The organism is Actinoplanes couchii, from assembly GCF_016862075.1.
GTDB classification, from domain to species: Bacteria; Actinomycetota; Actinomycetes; order Mycobacteriales; family Micromonosporaceae; genus Actinoplanes; species Actinoplanes couchii.
The window spans coordinates 39,573-57,925 of the sequence record NZ_BOMG01000032.1 but is presented as its reverse complement, the minus strand read 5'-3'; the positions used below and the strand labels follow the sequence as shown (position 1 = coordinate 57,925).

The 18,353-nt window shown below is 72.6% G+C and carries 14 protein-coding genes; 8 read left to right on the top strand and 6 right to left on the bottom strand.

Going from position 1 to position 18,353, the window contains the following annotated elements; translation table 11 throughout:
* Window positions 1–135 precede the first annotated feature (135 nt).
* Window positions 136–795: a TetR/AcrR family transcriptional regulator gene (locus Aco03nite_RS09765; RefSeq protein WP_275415855.1), complete on the bottom strand. Its 660-nt coding sequence runs from the start codon at window positions 793–795 to the stop codon at window positions 136–138.
* 66 nt (window positions 796–861) lie between these two features.
* Between Aco03nite_RS09765 and Aco03nite_RS09760 the strand changes: the two genes are divergently transcribed.
* Window positions 862–2,307 (top strand): DHA2 family efflux MFS transporter permease subunit, encoded by a 1,446-nt coding sequence (locus Aco03nite_RS09760; RefSeq protein WP_203794471.1) that lies wholly within the window; start codon window positions 862–864, stop codon window positions 2,305–2,307.
* Here the strand turns inward: Aco03nite_RS09760 and pnuC are convergent.
* The gene (pnuC, locus tag Aco03nite_RS09755) at window positions 2,223–2,921 is read right to left on the bottom strand and encodes a nicotinamide riboside transporter PnuC (RefSeq protein ID WP_203794470.1); all 699 of its coding nucleotides are present in this window, start codon (window positions 2,919–2,921) and stop codon (window positions 2,223–2,225) included. The genes Aco03nite_RS09760 and pnuC overlap by 85 nt on opposite strands.
* Window positions 2,922–2,936: 15 nt before the next feature.
* Here pnuC and Aco03nite_RS09750 point away from each other — a divergent pair, with 15 nt between their 5' ends.
* The 4 genes from Aco03nite_RS09750 to Aco03nite_RS09735 all read left to right on the top strand — a co-directional run bounded on the left by Aco03nite_RS09750 (window position 2,937) and on the right by Aco03nite_RS09735 (window position 11,107).
* Window positions 2,937–3,899, top strand: a complete 963-nt coding sequence (locus Aco03nite_RS09750) for a magnesium transporter CorA family protein (RefSeq protein WP_203794468.1) — start codon at window positions 2,937–2,939, stop codon at window positions 3,897–3,899.
* A 71-nt stretch (window positions 3,900–3,970) separates the two neighbouring features.
* Complete coding sequence (locus Aco03nite_RS09745; RefSeq protein WP_203794467.1) at window positions 3,971–6,991, top strand: ABC transporter permease; 3,021 nt, start codon at window positions 3,971–3,973, stop codon at window positions 6,989–6,991.
* Window positions 6,988–9,975, top strand: coding sequence for an FtsX-like permease family protein (locus Aco03nite_RS09740; protein WP_203794465.1), 2,988 nt, complete (start codon window positions 6,988–6,990; stop codon window positions 9,973–9,975). The genes Aco03nite_RS09745 and Aco03nite_RS09740 overlap by 4 nt, the downstream gene beginning before the upstream one ends.
* 478 nt (window positions 9,976–10,453) lie before the next feature.
* Window positions 10,454–11,107: an ABC transporter ATP-binding protein gene (locus tag Aco03nite_RS09735; RefSeq protein ID WP_203794464.1), complete on the top strand. Its 654-nt coding sequence runs from the start codon at window positions 10,454–10,456 to the stop codon at window positions 11,105–11,107.
* Window positions 11,108–11,371: 264 nt separating this feature from the next.
* Here Aco03nite_RS09735 and Aco03nite_RS09730 read toward each other — a convergent pair whose 3' ends face one another.
* The gene (locus Aco03nite_RS09730; protein WP_203794463.1) at window positions 11,372–12,214 is read right to left on the bottom strand and encodes an ABC transporter ATP-binding protein; all 843 of its coding nucleotides are present in this window, start codon (window positions 12,212–12,214) and stop codon (window positions 11,372–11,374) included.
* Between the two features lie 65 nt (window positions 12,215–12,279).
* Here Aco03nite_RS09730 and Aco03nite_RS09725 point away from each other — a divergent pair, with 65 nt between their 5' ends.
* The gene (locus tag Aco03nite_RS09725; RefSeq protein WP_203794462.1) at window positions 12,280–13,218 is read left to right on the top strand and encodes a ribose-phosphate diphosphokinase; all 939 of its coding nucleotides are present in this window, start codon (window positions 12,280–12,282) and stop codon (window positions 13,216–13,218) included.
* A gap of 63 nt (window positions 13,219–13,281) precedes the next feature.
* Window positions 13,282–15,318 carry a response regulator gene (locus tag Aco03nite_RS09720; protein WP_239145031.1) on the top strand — a complete coding sequence of 679 codons (2,037 nt, stop codon included), beginning with the start codon at window positions 13,282–13,284 and terminating at the stop codon, window positions 15,316–15,318.
* Between the two features lie 7 nt (window positions 15,319–15,325).
* On the opposite strand, the gene Aco03nite_RS09715 is transcribed toward Aco03nite_RS09720, so the two are convergent.
* From Aco03nite_RS09715 to Aco03nite_RS09705, 3 genes are all read right to left on the bottom strand, one after another.
* Window positions 15,326–16,558 (bottom strand): hypothetical protein, encoded by a 1,233-nt coding sequence (locus Aco03nite_RS09715; RefSeq protein WP_203794460.1) that lies wholly within the window; start codon window positions 16,556–16,558, stop codon window positions 15,326–15,328.
* 77 nt (window positions 16,559–16,635) lie between these two features.
* Window positions 16,636–16,914 (bottom strand): PLD nuclease N-terminal domain-containing protein, encoded by a 279-nt coding sequence (locus Aco03nite_RS09710; protein WP_203794459.1) that lies wholly within the window; start codon window positions 16,912–16,914, stop codon window positions 16,636–16,638.
* Window positions 16,915–16,980: 66 nt separating this feature from the next.
* Window positions 16,981–17,748, bottom strand: a complete 768-nt coding sequence (locus tag Aco03nite_RS09705) for an SGNH/GDSL hydrolase family protein (protein WP_203794458.1) — start codon at window positions 17,746–17,748, stop codon at window positions 16,981–16,983.
* Window positions 17,749–17,900: 152 nt separating this feature from the next.
* Here Aco03nite_RS09705 and Aco03nite_RS09700 point away from each other — a divergent pair, with 152 nt between their 5' ends.
* Window positions 17,901–18,278, top strand: coding sequence for a hypothetical protein (locus Aco03nite_RS09700; RefSeq protein ID WP_203794457.1), 378 nt, complete (start codon window positions 17,901–17,903; stop codon window positions 18,276–18,278).
* Window positions 18,279–18,353 lie beyond the last annotated feature (75 nt).

Below are 18,353 nucleotides of genomic sequence, written 5' to 3'. Positions count from 1 at the left end.
TGCAGAGCTTGGAAGAGGATGACTTCTTCTTGCAAGAAACAGCAAGGCGCCGGTACGGCATCAGTGCTCGCAGGAGACCGCCGTGTCCGCGTCGTAGGGGTGGCACTGGTCGCCGGCCGCACCGGGCCGGAGCGATCAGCGGGCCGCGGCCGTCGCCTCCACGCCGGAGACCAGCAGGTCGGCGCAGAACGCGTAGTAGCGGTCCATGTCGGGTTCGCCGCGATAGGACGCCGCCAGTTCGATCAGCATCGGGAAGCGGTCCAGCGGCATGCTCTCCAGGTGCAGCCGTTTCTGCCGCCGCCACTCCGCCTCCTGGCCGGCCGGCAGGTTCGGCGGGCAGTCCGGCTGGCCGTTGACCGCGCCGATGCACCCGTTCAGCAGGTGGGTCGCCACCCAGTACGACTCCTCGACGGTGAACCCGGCGTCGGCGAGCAGGGCGAGGGTGTCGTTCGTCGCGCGGGTGAAGCTCTCCACCCGGAACTTGTCCACCGAGAACAGCAGAGTCGGCAGCCACGGGTGCGCGCGGAGCACGTCCATCACGATCTCGATCACGGCGCGTAGCCGTTTCGGCCAGGGGTCGGTGGCCGCCGGATCGGTGCGCACGTCGGCCAGGGCCTGGTCGACCAGGCCGATCAGCAGCTCGTCCTTGTTCTTGAAGTGCCAGTAGAGCGCCATCGGAGTGACGCCCAGCTCCTTGGCGAGGCGACGGATCGTGACCGCTTCCAGGCCCTCCTCGTCGGCGAGGCGCACGGCGCGGCCGGCCACGGCGGTCCGGGTGAGTCGATCGGCTGTCACTTGACAACCATACAACGTACAGGTCTCATGTACGGAGTACATGTACGGCGTACAGGGGGAGATTCGATGGAGAAGAACCGACGGTGGTGGGCGCTGGTCGCGGTGGCGCTCGGCACCTTCATGACCTATCTCGACAACAACGTCGTGAACGTCGCGCTGCCGAGCATTCAACGGGACCTGGGTCTGAGCATCGCCGGGCTGGAATGGATCACCAGCGCGTACATCCTGGTCTTCGCCGGTCTGCTGCTCGCCGGCGGCCGGATCGCCGACGTGCTCGGCACCCGCCTGGCGTTCGTGTCCGGGCTGGCCGTCTTCACCGCCGCCTCGGTCGTCGCCGGTCTCGCCGGCGGTCAGGCGACGCTGATCGGGGCCCGCGCGCTCCAGGGTGTCGGCGCGGCGCTGCTCGCCCCGGCGTCACTCGCCCTGATCCAGCGGCTGTTCCCGGACCCGAAGGAACGCGGCGCCGCGATCGGGATCTGGGGCGGGGTCGGCGCGCTCGCCCTCGCCGTCGGCCCGTTCACCGGCGGGGTGCTCAGCGAACACGTCTCGTGGGGCTGGATCTTCCTGATCAACCTGCCGATCGGCCTGGCGACCCTGGCGCTGACCCTGGTCAGCGTGCCCGGCGACCCGGCGGCCGACCGCGCCGGAGTGCTCCGCCGGCTCGACCCGGCCGGACTCGCCACCTCGTCACTGGCGCTGTTCGCGCTGACGTACGCGCTGATCGAAGGAAACGCGGAAGGCTGGACCTCGCCGCTCATCCTGGGCCTCTTCGGTCTCGCCGCGGCAGCGGCCCTGGCCTTCGTGATCCTCCAGAACCGCAACTCCGACGCCATGGTCGACCTGCGCTTCTTCCGGTCCCGGATGTTCACCGGCGGCCTGCTCGCGATGGGCCTGTGGGCTTTCGGCGTCTTCGGCATCTACTTCTACATGGCCATCTACCTACAGGACGTGCTCGGCTTCTCGCCCACCTCGGCCGGTGCCGCGTTCATCCCGATGGCGATCATCACCGCGGTCGGCGCCGTCCTGGCGCCCCGTCTCGAGATCCGGTTCGGCGTCGCCCGGGTGACCGCTTTCGGTCTCGCGGTGATGGCCGCGGCGATCGGTGGCATCGCCCAGTACGGCGCCGGCACCACCTATCTCGACCTGCTGCCCTGGTTCCTGCTCTACGGCGTCGGCGGTGGCCTGCTGATCCCGCTGAACACCGTGGTCGTCGACGCGCTGCCGCCCCAGCGGGCCGGTATCGCCTCCGGCATGCTCAACGTGTCCCGTGAGGTGTTCGGGCTGCTCGGCGTGACGGTGCTCGGCGCCATCCTGACCGACCGCGCCGAGACGGCCGGATTCCTCAGCGGGTACCAGGACTCGCTGGTGGTCGCGGCGGTCCTGGTCGCGGCCGGAGTCCCGGTCAGCCTGTGGATGCTGCGACGCCCTCAGGGTGACGAGGCGGTCACCAGCGAGTCCGACCGGGAGATCCGGGTCCAGACCACGAACCCCCAGATGACGAAGAGCAGGTAGACGGCGTAGAGGATCGCCGACGGGTAGTAGCCGAAGTGCAGCAGCTCGGGCACTCCGACCAGGTCCACGGCGATCCAGCAGAGCCAGAACTCGACCCAGCCACGGGCCATCGCGTAGGTCGCCAGCATCGACCCGACGAAGATCCACGAGTCGGCCAGGTAGTACCACCACGGCACCGGGAACCCCGCGCCGATCTCCCGGAACACCACGAAGCAGACGGCCACCGCGACCAGCGCCAGCGGAATGAAGATCATCCGCTGGCGCGGGGTGGCCCAGCGCGGGATCACCGCGGTGCCGTGGTCCCGCCGCCTGTTGCGCCGCCACGCCCACCAGCCATAGACGCTGGTGACCAGGAAGAACACCTGCCGGGCGGCCTGGCCGTAGAGCGGGGTGCCCTGATCGTTGCCGACCGCCTGACCGAGGAAGACGGTGAACAGCAGCACGTTGCCGACGATCCCGACCGGCCAGGCCCAGTAGTTGCGGCGCAGCCCCAGCAGCGCCGAACCCAGCCCGAACACGTTGCCGACGATCTCCCGCCAATAGATCGACTGAGTGTCGGTCACCTGCCACCGGGCCTCGTAGAAGGCGGTCAGCAGTTGATCTATCCAGGTCACGGCTTATCGTAGGCCGTGACCTCCCGCCTCTACGTCAACGGTCGGCTGACGGCCGAGGGATTCGGCATCGACGAGGCCGGCGAACGGCTGCGCACCGCCCCGGACGCCGTCGTCTGGGTCGATCTCGACGCACCCGGCGCCGCCGACCTGGCCACCCTCGCCGACGAGTTCGGCCTGCACCCGCTCGCCGTCGAGGACGCCGTCCAGGAACACGAGCGGCCCAAACTCGACCACTACCGCAACCACCTGTTCCTCAACGTCTACGCCGTCACCTTCGACGACGCCGACGGCACGCCACGCAAGACCGAGATCAGTGCGTTCATCACCCCGCGGGCGCTGATCACGGTCCGCAAGACACCCTTCGACCTGAAGACCCTCACCCAGCGGTGGGACGAGGAGGGGCGGCCGGCCGGGGCCGGCGTCGATTTCCTGGTGTACGGGTTGCTCGACCTCGTCGTCGACGGGCAGTACCGCACCGCCCAGCGGATCGACGAGGCGATGGACACCGTCGAGGACCGGATGCTCGGTGACGGCCCGGCGCCCCGCGACGTCCGGCGGCGCGGATTCGTCCTGCGCCGGGCCCTGGCCACGCTGCGCCGGGCGGTGGCGCCGATGCCCGACGTGGTCCGCGACGTTGCTAAGGAGCTGGCCGGGGACGACCATCTGCGGCCGTACTACCGCGACGTCGAGGACCACGCCCGGCACGCCGTCGACCTGATCGAGCACTCCCGCGGCCGGATCACCGAGCTGCTCGACGACGACCTGGCCGAACAGAGCAACGAACTCAACGTGGTCACCCGCAAACTGGCGGCCTGGGCCGCGATCATCGCCGTACCCACCGCCCTGACCGGCTACTTCGGACAGAACGTGCCCTATCCCGGCTTCGGGAAGTGGTGGGGATTCCTGCTCAGCTGCGCTCTGATGCTGGCCGCGGCCAGCGGTTTGTACACCTTCCTGAAGCGCCGCGGCTGGCTGTGAAACCTCTGTCCACAGGGGCCCCCGCGTGACCCGGTGATCGCGTAACGTCGCCCTGGACCGGGGGAGGGTGAATGCTCGCACTCGTCTTCGGCGCGGTGCGCACCCGTGCCGCGCAGGTGCTGACGATTCTCGTTCTGACCATGCTCGCCGCAGCCGTCGCCGCGGCCGGCCCGTGGTATGGGTTCGCGGCCGTCAGCGCCTCCGCCGACGCCTACCTCGGCAGCGCCCCGGCGAGCCAGCGGACCCTCTCGGTGGTCACCCGGGTGGACGCCCGCACCGGCCCGCAGGCCCGGCTGGACCGGTTCACCGCCGACGCGCGGGCCGCCCTGCCGGCCGGTCTCGGCGACGGTGTCGGCGGCATGGTGTGGCCGCTCAACGTGCGCGACGGGACGAGCGCGGCCAGCATGCCGGTGGCCTACCGGGACGACTTCTGCGCCCACGTGCGCATCGAGGGCGCCTGCCCGGCCGCCGACCGCGACGTCGCGATCACCCACGAGACCGCCCAGCGCCTGGCCGTCGGTGTCGGCGGTGCCATCGGCGTCCTCAGCACCACCGCCGACGGGCCGCTCGAGCTGCGGGTGACCGGGCTCTACGCCCGCACCGACCCGGCCGGGCCGTACTGGAACAACGCCATGTTCCGCACCGGCGGCATCCTCGACCCGGCGTTCACCACGCCCGGCACGTTCACCCGCCAGGAGCTGCACACCCCCAACATGGCGTACGACGTGACCATCGCCGACTCCCTCCTGCGCGGTGACGGCGGCCGTGACCTGCGCTCCGAGATCACCACGGCCGACCGGCGGCTCGGTGGCTCCCAGATGCGGCTCACCAGCCGGTCCGTCCCGCTGGCCGAGTCCATCGCCTGGGATCGGCACGTCATCCTCAACGGCGTCCTCACCGCCGGCGCCCAGCTGCTGATCGTCACGTGGTTCGCCGTCGGCCTCGCCGGGTGGTACACGTTGCGCGACCGCCGTGCCGACGCCGCCCTGCTCAAACTGCGCGGGATCGGCCGGTTCGGGCGGCTGCGCCTGGCCTGGGGCCAGCACCTGGTGCCGCTGATCGCCGGTGTGCTGCTCGGCGCACCGGCCGGTTTCCTGCTGGCCCGGCTGCTGGCCGGGCCGGTGCCGGTCGCCGCCGACCAGACGTCCGCCCTGCTCTACAGCGCGGCGGCGGTGGCCGCGGTGCTGCTCGGCGGCCTGGCCGTGCTGGCCGCCGTGGAAGCGGCGGTTCTCGGGCGGCCGGTGGCGGCGCTGCTGCGGCCGGCCGGCTCCGAGCGCGGCGCCTGGCGGCCGGCCCTCGTCGACCTGCTCCTGCTGGTGGTCGCCGCCGCCGCGATCTACCAGGCCCGCTCCGACGGCCCCGACGACGGCCTCGGCCCGGCGGCGCCCGCCCTGGTCGCCCTGGCGGTCGGCCTGCTCGTCGCCCGCCTGCTGAGCCGGGCCGCCGACCGGGGCGGCGCCGCCGCGCTGCGGGCCGGCCGGCTGCGGACCGGCCTGGTCGCCCTCCGGTTCTCCCGGTCACCCGGCACCGACCGGGTCCTGGCGCTGGTGGTGGTCGCGGTCGCGATGTTCCTGACCGCCGCCGGCGGGTGGGGCGCCGAGGGCGCGGCCCGTCTGGCCCGCAGCGAGACCGAGCTGGGCGCGGTCCGGGTGCTGACCGTCGAGGCGGACAACCGGACCGTGCTGCTGCACGCCGTCCGCGCCGCCGATCCGGGCGGCCGGCAGGCGATGGCCGCCGTCCGCAACCGCAACGACGACATCGAGATCCTCGAGGTGGACACCGCACGGCTCACCGCGGTCACCGGCTGGCGCCCGGAGTACGGGCCGGCCGGCACCCTCCCGGCCGCGGTCGCCGCCGCCGGGCTCACCCCGTTGCCCCTGGTCACCGGCGACCGGCTCACCCTGACCGCCCGGCGCGACGGCCCGGCCGCCCTCGCCCTGCGACTGCGCCTGCAGCACGAGGCCACCGGGCTGCCGGTCACCGTCCGGTTCGGCACCCTGCGCCCCGGCGAGCAGACCACGACCGCCGAGGTGACCGGCTGCTCGGTCGCACCCGGCTGCCGGATCGTGCGATGGGAACTGACCACGCCACCCGGCAAGGGTGGCCGGATCCAGCCGCCACCGGCCGGGACCACGGTCGGGGTGCTCGGGCTCCGGCTCGGTGACTCCGGCGCCCCGGTGCTGGACGCGGCGGTGCTCGGCGACATCACCCGCTGGCGGGCCGGGACCACCGAGGTGGCCCTGGAGGTCACCGCGAGCGACGGCGTGCTGCGACTGGCCGGCGACGCCGACCTGGGCGGTGCGGGCCGGCCGCTGGGCACCGCGGCGTGGGCCTCCGACAGCCTCCTGCCGCTGCCCGCCCTGATGGCCGGGCCGCCGCCGGACGACTGGCGGGGCGCCGAGGCGGCCCTGACGGCGTACGGTGATCCCGCTCCGGTGCAGGTCACCGCGACGGTCCCGGCGCTGCCGCTGGTCGGCCGGGACGGCCTGGTCGTCGACCTGGACGCCGTTCGCCGTCTCGCCGCCGAGACCGATCCCGGCGGGGAGTACCAGGTGTGGCTGGCGCCCGGCACGCCGTCCGGCCTCGTCGCCGCCCTCACCGCGGGCGGGCTCACCGTGACCGCCGACGACACCGTCACCGCCCACGCCGCCCGGCTCGGCGCCCAGGCCCCGGCCGTCGTCGTCCGGTTCGGGCTGATCGCCGGGATCGCCGCCCTGCTCCTCGCCGCCGCCACCGTCGCGGTCGCCGCCACGGTGGACCGCCGGTCCCTCACCGAACAGTTCACCGCCCTGCGCGACCAGGGGCTGTCCCACTGGGCGGCCACCACCACCGGATGGGCCGGTGCCGCCGTCCTGGTGCTGACCGGGCTGTTCGGCGGGCTCCTCGCCACCTCGCTCGCGGTCGCCGTCATCGGGCGCACCGTCCCGGGATTCGCCGACGGCTGGGCGGTGATCACCCCACCCGATCCGCTCGACCCGCTGACCACCGGGGCCGCGTTCGCCGTCGCGCTCGCGGTGCTCGGGTCGGCCTCCTGGGCCACCCTGTCGCCGCTGCTCCGGATCCTCCGCTCGCGCGAGGGGGCCGACCGATGATCTCGCTGGTCCTCGCCATGGTCTGGACCCGCCGGGGGCAGGCGGTCACCCTCGCCCTGCTTGCTCTGCTGGCGGTCGCCTCCGCGGTCGCCGCCCCGGCCTACCTGGTCGCCGCCGAGCGGGCCATCGCCGCCGGGCAGATCGCCACCGCCCCCGACAACGAACTCAGCCTGGTCCTACGCCGGACCACCGACACGTTGGACGAGACCACCAGCTCGGCCGGCATCGCCTTCCCCGACGTCGGCACCGTGCTGCTCACCCTGCCCGGGTTCACCTACCACCACGCCGCTGAGGTGCCCGCCGTCGGCCTGGAGGAGACCACCGACTTCGCCACCCGGGTCGTCTTCCGTCAGGAGATCTGCGCCCACGTCCGGATCGTCAGCGGGCGCTGCCTGGCCGGCGAGGGCGAGGTGCTCATCGGCGAGCGCACCGCACAGCGCCGAGGGCTGACCCCCGGCGACTCCGTCGAGCTCACCGCCGCCCGCCAGGACGACCAGTCCCGCCCACCCACCTGGATGGCCGCGGCCGCGCCGAAACCGATGACCGTGGCCGGCACCTACCGGGCGATCGACCCCGCCGACGGCTACTGGGGGCTGCACGGCTACTTCGTCAGCGGCACCGGCGTCAGCTCCGGCGAGCCCGCGTTCACCAACGCCGTCACCCTCGACACGATGGAACGCACCACCACCCTGCTGACCATCGACGGCCTCGCCCGGCCCGGCACCGTCGACATCGACCGGCTCGACGACCTGCGGGCCGACGTGGCCCGGCTGGAAGCGACCGCGCTGGAACTCGACCGGATCCAGTTCGACAGCGGGATCCCGCGGCTGCTCGACCGGATCGACCAGGGCCGGGCGGCGGCCCGGCTGCTCGTGCCGGTCATCGCGGTGCCCCTGGTGCTGCTCGCCTGCTTCACCATCTACCTCACCGTCGGTTACGGCGCCGAGGGCCGGCAGAGCGAACTGGCCGTGGTCGCGTTGCGCGGCGCCCGCTGGTGGACCCGCTGGTGGCTGGCGACCGGGGAGAGCCTGACCGCGGTCCTGGCCGGCGCGGTGGCCGGCTGCCTCGCCGGGCAACTGCTGGTCAACGCGGTGTCGGCGGCGCTGTTCCCGGGAGTCGGCGCCGACCCGGCGATCACCTCCCTGCGGTACGCGCCACTCGCCGCCGTGGCGGCACTGATCGCCGCGGTCGTCGCCCAGCGCCGGCAACTCGTCAGCCCGGTCACCCGGCTGCTCCGCCGCGCCCCGGCCCGCGACCACCGGCGCATCGCCGCCGCCGAAGCCGTGGTGGCGGCGCTCGCCGTGGCCACCGGCGTCCAGTTCGCGCTCTCCGGCGAACCCCTCACCGGCGTCGGCATGTTCGCGCCCGCCTTCATCGTGCTGGCGCTCGCCCTGGTGGCCGCCCGGCTGCTGCTCCCGGTGGTGAACCTGCTGGCCGTCCGGGCGCTGAACCGGGGCCGCCTCGGTCTGGCCCTGGCCGGGCTGCAACTGTCCCGCCGGCCCGGCGCCGGCCGCCTGTTCGCGCTGCTCGTCGCCACCGCGGCGGTCGCCGCCTACGCGGTCGGGGCGGTCGACACCGCCGACCGTGGCCGGGCCGTCGCGGCGGACGTCGGCCTCGGCGCCGACCGGGTCGTCACCGTCCAGCCGCTCACCCGCCGCCAGCTGCTCACCGCCGTCCGGGCCCTCGACCCCGACGGCGCCTGGGCGATGGCCGCGGTACGCCTACCGGGCGGCAGCGTGTCCGTGCCCGGTCTCGCCGTCGACACCGAACGGCTCGCCGCCGTCGCCGCCTGGCCCGCCGGAGCCCGCGACCCGCGCGACGTGCACCGGATCCTGCACCCGGCCGCCGCCGATCCACCGGCGCTCGCATCCCGGGACATCCTGATCGACGCGACCGTCTCCACCCCGGGGGAGATGCGGATGGTCGTCTCGGTGTCGTCCCTGGCCGGGCACGGCGACGCCCTCGTCGAGATGGGCTTCCTCAAGAACGGCAGGCACAGCTACTACCAGCGCACCGAGGTCTGCCGGGACGGCTGCCGGATCAACGGCATCCGGCTCTCCGGCGCGGGCGGCGGCTCCACCATCACCGGGCAGGTGACCTTCCACCAGCTGAATACGACGGTTCCGGTGACGCTTACCGACGCCGCCGGCTGGCGTACCGCCGGGCTGGGCCGTCTCTCCGCCGCCCCCGACGGGCTGCGCGCCGACGTCCAGGTCACCGCGAGTGTCGCCGAGGTCGTCTGGATCCAGCCGGTGGTCACGCCGTACCCGCTGCCGATGGCGTTCGCCGGCACCCGCCCCGCCGACCCGTCGATCACCGGCGTGGCACCGGTCGGCGTCCTGCTCGACGACGCCGCCGACCTGCCCGCGGTGCCCGCCGCCGGGCGGGAGTCGGCCCTGGTCGACCTGGAGTACCTCGACCGCCTCGCCGTCGACCCGAAACCGGTGATCGACCCGCAGGTGTGGCTGGGGCCCGCCGCCCCCGCCGACGTCGCCGACCGGATGGCCACCCACGGCCTGGTGATCGTCTCCGACACCACGGCCGCGGACGTCCGCGCCGGCCTGGACCAGCAGGGCCCGGCGATCGCCCTCTGGTTCCACCTGCTGGCCGCGGTCCTGGCAGCGCTGCTGGGGGCCGGCGCGCTGGCCCTGACCGTGGCCGTCGACCGGATCCGCCGCACCGAGGACCTGACGGCACTGCGCACCCAGGGGTTGCGATCCGGCCCGGCCGGCCAGGCCACCCTGTGGACGTACCCGGTGCTGGTGGTCATCGCCACCGCCGTCGGAGTCCTGGTGGCCGCCGCGACCTGGCGGCTGACCGGTTGGGCCCTGCCGCTGGCCGGCCTCACCCCACCCGACGTGCCGCTGCCGTCCCGCCCCGGCCTGCTCGCCCTCCTGGCCGCAACCGGCGCGGTCCTGGCCGTCGAGTTGCTGGTCGCGTTCCTGGGAGGCCGAGACCTACGCCGCCGAATCGAACGCCGATGACCGATTCCCGCCCGCCGGCCCCCCTCCGGTGTCGCCCACCGGCGGATCCCGCCCCTCGGCCCGGCCCACCGGCTGGTTTCGCTTTTCGGCCCGGTCTTCCGCGCCCACCGGCTGGTGCCCTTCTTCGGTCCGGCCTGCCACGGTCACCGGCCGATCCCACCCTCTGGCGCCTGTCCTTCTGGCGGTTGGCTTTCCGGCCGCCGGGCACCGGCCGCCGGGCACCGGCCACCGGCCGCCGGGCACCGGCCACCGGCCGCCGGGCACCGGCCACCGGCCGCCGGCCGCCGGGCACCGGCCGCCGGGCACCGGCCGCCGGCCGCCGGCCGCCGGGCACCGGGCACCGGGCGCCGGGCGCCGGCTGGCTTTCGGCCTTTGGCTTGCCGTGTCCGGATTGTGGTCGTTGGTGGAGAGGGCGCCTGCGGGGTTGCCACAATTTTCGGGCGGTTGCGCCGGGTGGAAACGATGAGGAGGGGGAGTCGTGCGGACTTTGAGCGTTGAAGGTGCGGCCTTCGGCTACGGCGACGGGGACGCCGTGCTCAGCGATGTCACGGTCACGGCGCGGGCCGGGGAGGTACTGGCCGTCACCGGGACCTCCGGGGCCGGCAAGACCACCCTGCTCAACGCCATGGCGGGAATCCTTCCGGCCCGCGCCGGGACGATCGCGGTGGACGGGGTGCCGCTGACCGGGCGGGATCAGGCGGTCTCCCTCGGGGTGGTGCTGATTCCGCAGGACAACGGCCTCGCGGCGATCCTGACCGCGGCGGAGAACGTGTCGGTGGCGGTGATCGCCACCGGAGGTACCCCGGCCGACGCCCGCCGCCGGACCGCCGAGACCCTGGAGGCGCTCGGACTCTCCGGCCAGGCCAACCAGCTGATCGACGAACTCTCCGGCGGCCAGCAGCAGCGCACCGCCCTGGCCCGGGGCTTGGCACTGCACGGCGACGTGGTCCTGGCCGACGAGGTGACCAGCGAACTCGACGCCGCCAACCGCCAGCGAGTCCTCGACCTGCTGAGAGCCGAGGCGACCCGAGGCGCAGCCGTGGTCTTCGCCACCCACGACCCAGAAGCAGCCGCAGCCTGCGACCGCGAACTACACCTGGCCGACGGAGTCGCCACCTGGCCCCGCCCATGACCTGACGAGACCGAAGCCCCCACCCCCTGACCCACCGCCCCGCGTCGCGTCGGCTCGCGGTCACCGGGCCCGAGGACTTCGGCGTGGATGTGGGGTGGCGTGGCGGGTGGTGGTGCGGGAACACAGGCCGGGCGAGGGCTCGTGACCCCTGGTGGCGCTGACGGTGGTGGGGAATCCGGAAGCGGTGCTGGGTGGATGCCGGGCGGCGTCAGGTGCGGAGGGTGGGCGTACCGGAAGAAAAGGGGTGGTCCTGGTGGGGGAATCTCAGACCGGAGTGTCGTGGCTGGACGGGAGCAGGGTCACCTCGCCGTCGATGTGCTGGACGGTGAACAGCGTGCCCGGTGGGTAGTTGCCCAGGACCTCGGGGGGCAACTGGACCGTGCCGTCGCCGGCCACCACTGCGAAGTCCTGGCCGTCGCGGCCCTCGGCTCCGACCCGGCCGTCGCGGATCGTCACCGCCCGGCCCAGGCGGGCGCCCACCTCGTTGTCGTGGGTGACCACCACGATCGTGGTCTGGCGTTCGGTGTTGACCGTCTCCAGGGCGTCCAGCACCTCGTCGCGGCCGGCGGTGTCCAGGCGGCTGGTGGGCTCGTCGACCAGGAGCAGGCCGGGGCCGGTGGCTATCCCGACGGCCACGGCGGCGCGCTGGCGGCCACCGGGGGTGAGGTCGGCGAGTTTGCGGCGGCCCTGGCCGGGGAGGCCGACCAGGTCGAGGATGCGGTCCGGGTCGTCGAGCTGGATGCCGCGGGTGTGTGCGGCCCGGCGCTGGGCGAGCCAGATGTTGCGGTGCAGGCTGGCGTACGGCAGAAGGTTGCGGGCCGCCCCTTGCAGGACCACGCCGACCTCGGTGCCGCGCAGCCGGGAGATCTCGCCGTCGGAGAGTTTGCCCATGTCGTAGGTGCCGATGTTGATGCGGCCGGCGGACGGGCGCATCAGACCGGCGAGCAGGGCGATCAGCGTGGACTTGCCGGAGCCGGACGGGCCGACCAGGGCGATGGTCTCGCCGGGCGCGATGGACAGGTCGACGCCGGCGAGGGCGACGACGTCACCGGCCTCGGCGCGGTAGATGTGGACCACTCGGCGACAGGCGACGGCGAGTCCGTTCATGTGGCCACGTTAACGGCAGCGGGACCGGCGTCGCGACCCCGCGGGGCGCCACTTATCGTGTGGGCGTGCGTGACATCGCCGTTTTCACCGGATCTGCCCATCCTGAACTCGCCAAGGAGATCTGCGAGCACCTCGGTGTACCGCTGATGCCGACCCGGATCGACAGGTTCGCCAACGACTGCATCGAGGTGCAGTTGCAGGGGAACTGCCGGGAACGTGACGTCTTCCTGATCCAGCCGATGGTTCCTCCGACCCAGGAGCATCTGGCCGAGCTGTTGTTCATGCTCAACGCGGCGCGGGGTGCGTCGGCGGGCCGGATCACCGTGGTGCTGCCGCACTACGCCTACGCCCGCAGCGACAAGAAGGACGCCCCGCGCATCTCGATAGGTGGCCGTCTGGTCGCCGACCTGCTGACCACCGCCGGCGCGGACCGGGTGCTGGCGATGACGCTGCACTCGCCGCAGGTGCACGGCTTCTTCAACATCCCGGTCGATCACCTGCACGCGCTGCGGGAGCTGGCCAACCATTTCCGCGGGTACGACCTGAGCAACACCGTCGTGGTCTCCCCGGACCTGGGTAACGCCAAGGAGGCGGCGGCGTTCGCCCGGATGCTCGGTGTCGAGGTGGCGGCCGGTGCGAAGCAGCGGTACGCCGACGACAAGGTGGTGATCAGCTCGGTGATCGGTGAGGTCGCCGACCGGGACGTGATCGTGCTGGACGACGAGATCGCCAAGGGCAGCACGGTGTTCGAGCTGCTGGCCCGGCTGCGGGAGCGAAACGTGCGCAGTGTCCGGGTGGCGTGTACCCACGGCCTGTTCACCGACGACGCGATCAAGCGGCTGTCCGCGGAGAAGGAGATCGAGGAGATCGTCTGCACGAACACGGTGCCGATCCCGGCGGAGAAGGCGACCGACAAGCTGACGGTGATCTCGGTGGGCCCGGCGCTGGCCGAGGCGATCCGCCGGATCCACAACGGCGAGTCGGTGAGCGCCCTGTTCGCCTGACCAATTCCGGCAAATCGGCCGCGCGGGCCGCGCCAAACCCGAATCATGTTGCTCATGGGTGTCATGGCTTACCCCCTCCGGTACGCGCTCGCCGACCTAGCCCTCGCGCTCAGCCGCGCTGCGGCGGATCCGGCCGAGGTACGCTCCACGGCTGCTCGCGCCGCCGCCGACATGATCGGTGACGGCGCGGGTGTCCAACTGCTCCGCGACGACGGCCGGTACGAGGAGATCTCGTACCACCATCTCGACGACGAACGTTCCGAACCGCTGGCCCGGGCCCTGTCCCGGGCCGGCCAGGCTCCGGACAACGAGTACTCGACCACTCTCGCCGCGAGCCGCCGCCCGATCGTGCTGGCCGGTGAGACGGCGGCCGAGCTGGCGGCGCCGGAGGCGAAGATCACCGCCGCGGTGCTGTGCCCGGTGATCGTGGACAACACGTACATCGGCTATCTGATCCTGACCCGGCACACCGAGGACGCCTTCTACTCGACGCCGGAGGTGGAGCTGGCCCGGGACATCGCCGGCGAGTTGTCGCTGGCGGTGAGCAGTGCCCGCGCCCAGGAGCGGCTGCGGGTGGCCGAGGAGCGGTACCGCCGGGTGCTGGAGACGATCCCGGAAGGGGTGCTGCAGCTCGACCCGCACGGGGTGGCGACGTACGCCAACGAGCCGATCGGGGTGGTCCTCGGCATGCCGCGGGCCGAGCTGATCGGGGTGTCGTTGCGCGGCTTCCTGGACAACGTGGGCCAGAAGGAGCTGGACCGGCGGATCGCCGAGTGCAAGACCGGGCGGTCCACGGTCGGCGCGACCCGGCTGATGCGGGCCGACGGTTCCCGGCGCAGCGTGCGGATCAGCATGATGCCGGTGCAGGACGAGACGCACGAGTTCATCGGCGTCCTCTGCATGATCACCGACACCACCGATCACATCGACGCCCGTGGCCTGAAGCGCCAGCTCGACCACCTGCGCCGGCTGGACAGCCTGGGCCAGCTGATCGGCGGCCTGTCGCACGACTTCAACAACCTGATGACCGTGGTGGCCGGCTCAGCGGACATGATCCTGTCGACGGCCGACGAGAGTTCGCCGCACCACCAGCTGGCCAAGGACATCCTGGACGCGGTCGGCACCGGGCGCACGCTCACCCACCAGCTGCTGGCGTTCGGCCGCAGCGAGGGCAACCGGCCCGAGGTGATCCCGATCCCGGACCTGCTCACCGACGTGCAGGCGCTGTTCAGCCGGACCCTGGGCGAGCACATCGGCCTGGACCTGGCGTTCGGCCCGGACGTGTGGCCGGTGAAGGCCGAGCGGGGCCCGCTGGAGCAGGCGCTGGTCAACCTGGCCGCGAACGCCCGGGACGCGATGCTGCACGGCGGCATGGTCCGGGTCGCGGCCACCAACGAGGTGATCGAACCCGGTCAGCTGGCCGCCGAGAACGCCCCGGCCGGCAAGCTGGTGCACCTGGTCGTCACGGACACCGGCGTGGGCATGGAGGACGAGGTCCGGCGGCGCGCGCTGGAGCCGTTCTTCACCACCCGCCCGACCGCGTCCGGCCTGGGCCTGGCCACGACGGCCGGGATCGTGCAGAACCTGGGCGGCCACATCGAGCTGGAGTCACAGCCCCGGATGGGTACGACGGTGCACATCTACCTGCCGGCGGCCGAGCAGAAGTCCGGTACGGCCGGCGAGGGCCAGAAGAAGAACGCGGTGATCGGCCGGGTCCTGATCGTCGAGGACCAGCCGGACGTGGCGCAGCTGGTGCGGCGGCTGATCGAACCGGCCGGCTACGAGATCGCGGTGGCCACCGACGCGCTGATGGCGGTCACCCAGGTGGCCTCCGGCGCCCGCCCGGACCTGCTGATCACCGACGTGGTGATGCCGACGATGACCGGGCCGGAGCTGGCGGGCGCGTTGCGCACCCACCAGCCGGACCTGCCGGTGCTCTACATGTCGGGGTACACCGCGGCGTCACTCGGCCCGCAGTTGCACCTGGACGAGAACAGCATGCTGCTGGAGAAGCCGTTCACCCGCTCGACGCTGCTGGGAGCGATCCGCTCGCTGTGCGGTCCGCAACCGCCGGCGCCGGGTCAGCCGGCCGCGGGATAAAACCTGGTCAGCCGACCGCGGGGAAGAACTGCGGGGTGCTGGTCAGCGCCCCGTACCCGTTGACGGCGGCCGGGATCGCCAGGCCGTCGCTGTTCTCCCGGTCGGCGCCGGTGCGGGCGTCCAGGGCCACCGCCCGGGTCTTCACCTCGCCGTAGACGGCGCCGTGCCAGGCGGCGCCGACCCGTGGGGCGAGCCGGTCCTGGGTCGGGAGCCGCCACAGCACCGCCGCGGTGGTCGCGTCGAACCCGATCGCGAACTGGGCGCCGTTGCCGTAGCCGGCGCAGACGGTGGTCGACTGCTCGTCGTAGAAGCAGTCGGTGAAGTCGTTCGCCGGATCGAACTCACCGGCCGCCGCGCCCGCCGCGTCCACCAGGGTGAGGATCCGGGTGAAACTGCCGTCGTTCTTGCGGCCGTGGACCGTGGCGTACTTGGGGCCGGCCGGGGTGATCCGCAGAACCTGGGTCTGCGTCTGCTTCCAGCGCTGCACACCGTCCGCGACGGCGGCGCCGGCCAGGTGCCGCGTCTCGAGGCCGTCCGCGCCGATCACGGTGTCCCCGAGCACCGCCGCGGCGGCCAGGCCGGGCCGCCGCCACACGGTCTTCCCGGTGACCACGTCGACGGCGACCGTCTCCGGGGCGAGCTGTTCACTGCCCTCGAACACCAGCACCACGAGGTCGCCGCTGGTCCCGGCGACGGCGAGCCGGCCGTCGGTGCTGTAGTCGTAGGCGTTCGCCGGGACGTCCACCTGGAGCACCCCGGCGCTCTGCCCGGTGGCGGCGTCGGCGACGACCAGTTCCGCCTTCTCCCGGTCCCGGGCGGTGCCGGAGCCGGTCTCGACGGTCACGTACGGCACCACCACCCGCTCGCCCGCCGAGGACGTGACCAGCACCGCGTCGTGGTAGTCGGCGCCGGCCGGGTCGCCGCTGACGGTGCCCGGCTTGTTCTCCGGCGCCAGTTCGGCCACCTCCTGCCCGGTGCGCACATCGGTGACCGTGACGGCCTCGGACGTCCCGAAGAACACGAGCGGCCCGTGCAGCAGCGCGTCACCACCGGGCGGCAGACCGACGTTCAGCGGCTGGTCGCTGAACCGGACCGGGGGGTCGAACTGCTTCGCACCGGCGGTGATCGCCGGGATCGGCTCCAGCGGCTTGATCGGCTCCACCATCGGCGTGCTGCAGCCCGTCAGGGCCACCGTCATCAGGCCCGCACCGGCCGTGAGCATGCGGTTGCGCGTCTTCATCCCGGGAGGGTACGGGGAAAACAGAACGGGCGAGGTGCCCGAGAGCACCTCGCCCGTTCCACCGGGGGTGGGAAAAGTCATGGGTTACGCAGGGACTCCGCCAGCCGGCGTACAAAATCCGGGTCGTCCTCAGGTCCGAACGGCCGGGCGACGGGCGCCTGAGACACGGCCCGGGGCGCCCGCCCGGCCCGGAACCATGCGGCCGGGCCGAAGATCGGGCAGAGCAGGATGAGCACCACCCACGCGCGGCGCGGGAACGACGAGACGCGGTCCCGGCCGGTGCTCAGGCAGTCGATCAGTGCCACCACGGCGAACGCGACGACGACCAGGAAAATCAGCGTGTTCACTCGGGCCATGACGAGAACTATGGCGATCGTGGGCGGCGGATCCGGGTCCGGTCCCGTTGCCGTCCGGTTGCCCCGTCAGACGGCGTCGCTGAGCGCGGGCAGGTACCCGTCGGCGTACCCGCTGCTGTTGGGGTGGTAGGAATTCTGTGGCGGGACGATGGTCAGGCCGTTGAGGTACCGTGACTTCGAGCACACCCCGTGACCGCTGAACTCGTCCCGCACCTCGGCGTAGACGAACCCGGCCGCCTCGGCCCGCTGCTCGATCATCTCGTCGAGGACCCGGGCCCCGTCGTTGATCGCCTTGCGCTTGGCGACGCTCATCTCGCAGATCACCGCCGCGGTGTCGAAGATCAGCGGATACGACAGGACGATCACCTTCGCCCCCGGCGCCTTCGCCCGGATCGCCGCGTAGGTGGCGTCGAGCTTGCCGGGGAGCGTGTTCGCCACGTACGCCTTGCCCTGATTCACCTTGGCCGCGCACGCGGAGTCACTGGCGGTGAGGCAGGTGACGACGGTCGGCGCGAACCCGGCGTCGTTGCCGCCGACGGTGATGCTGATCAGGTCGGCGCCGGACTTCAGCGCCGGGATCTGGCCGGCCCGCACGTCGTCGGTGGTGGCGCCGCTGCAGGCCAGGAACTGGAAGGTGGCCGGGTTGTTGCGGGCCGCCCAGCGGGACGCGTAACTGTGGTTGCTGCGCAGGCAGATCCCGGTCTGGCTCGGTGCACCGACACCGGAGGAGTAGGAGTCGCCGAGCGCGGCGTAAACAGTGCCCGCAGCCTGCGCCGGGGCGGTAAAAGCCAAGCTCAGCAGGGATGTGACGGCGAGGACGGTTACCGATCTCATCGATGGCCCCCTTCGGTTACCGAACGGTAAGCCCGCCTCCCGTGAAAAGGAATCCGGTGAAATCGGTGTGTCAAAGTAGTAGCGTTCGTCAATATGCTCAGGTTCAGGGGATCCTCAGCGATCGTCCAGACGAGCGAGCTAGCGTTTCGATCATGCAAGAGAGCCGCGCCCGCCGAGTCGTCGCCAGCCTTCGTGAGCGCAACGTGTTCGCCCACCTCAAACTCCCCAGCGCCGGCCGCTCCACCTGGGCGGTCCGGGTGGTCCTCCCCGACGGCCGCGAGGCGACCTGGGGCGACGACGGATCGGCGGCCCTGAAAGCGCAGGTCATGCGCGACGGCGTGCTGGTCGGCTTCGTCGACTCGATCCCCGGCTCCGAGGACTTCACCGAGGAGCAGGTTATCGACGCCATCGCCGCCGCCGACTACGACCGCCCGATCGGCCGCTCCCGCCCCGCCACCGGCCCGCGGCGCCCGGTTCCCCCACCGCCCCCGCCGAGCCTGGCCCAACGTCTCAAAGGCTTGAGAGGCTGATTTTGTACGAGTCCGGGGCGCCGCCACATCGGTCCGTCCCGTGACCAGACGCGAGGCCGGCGGCACTCACCGCCG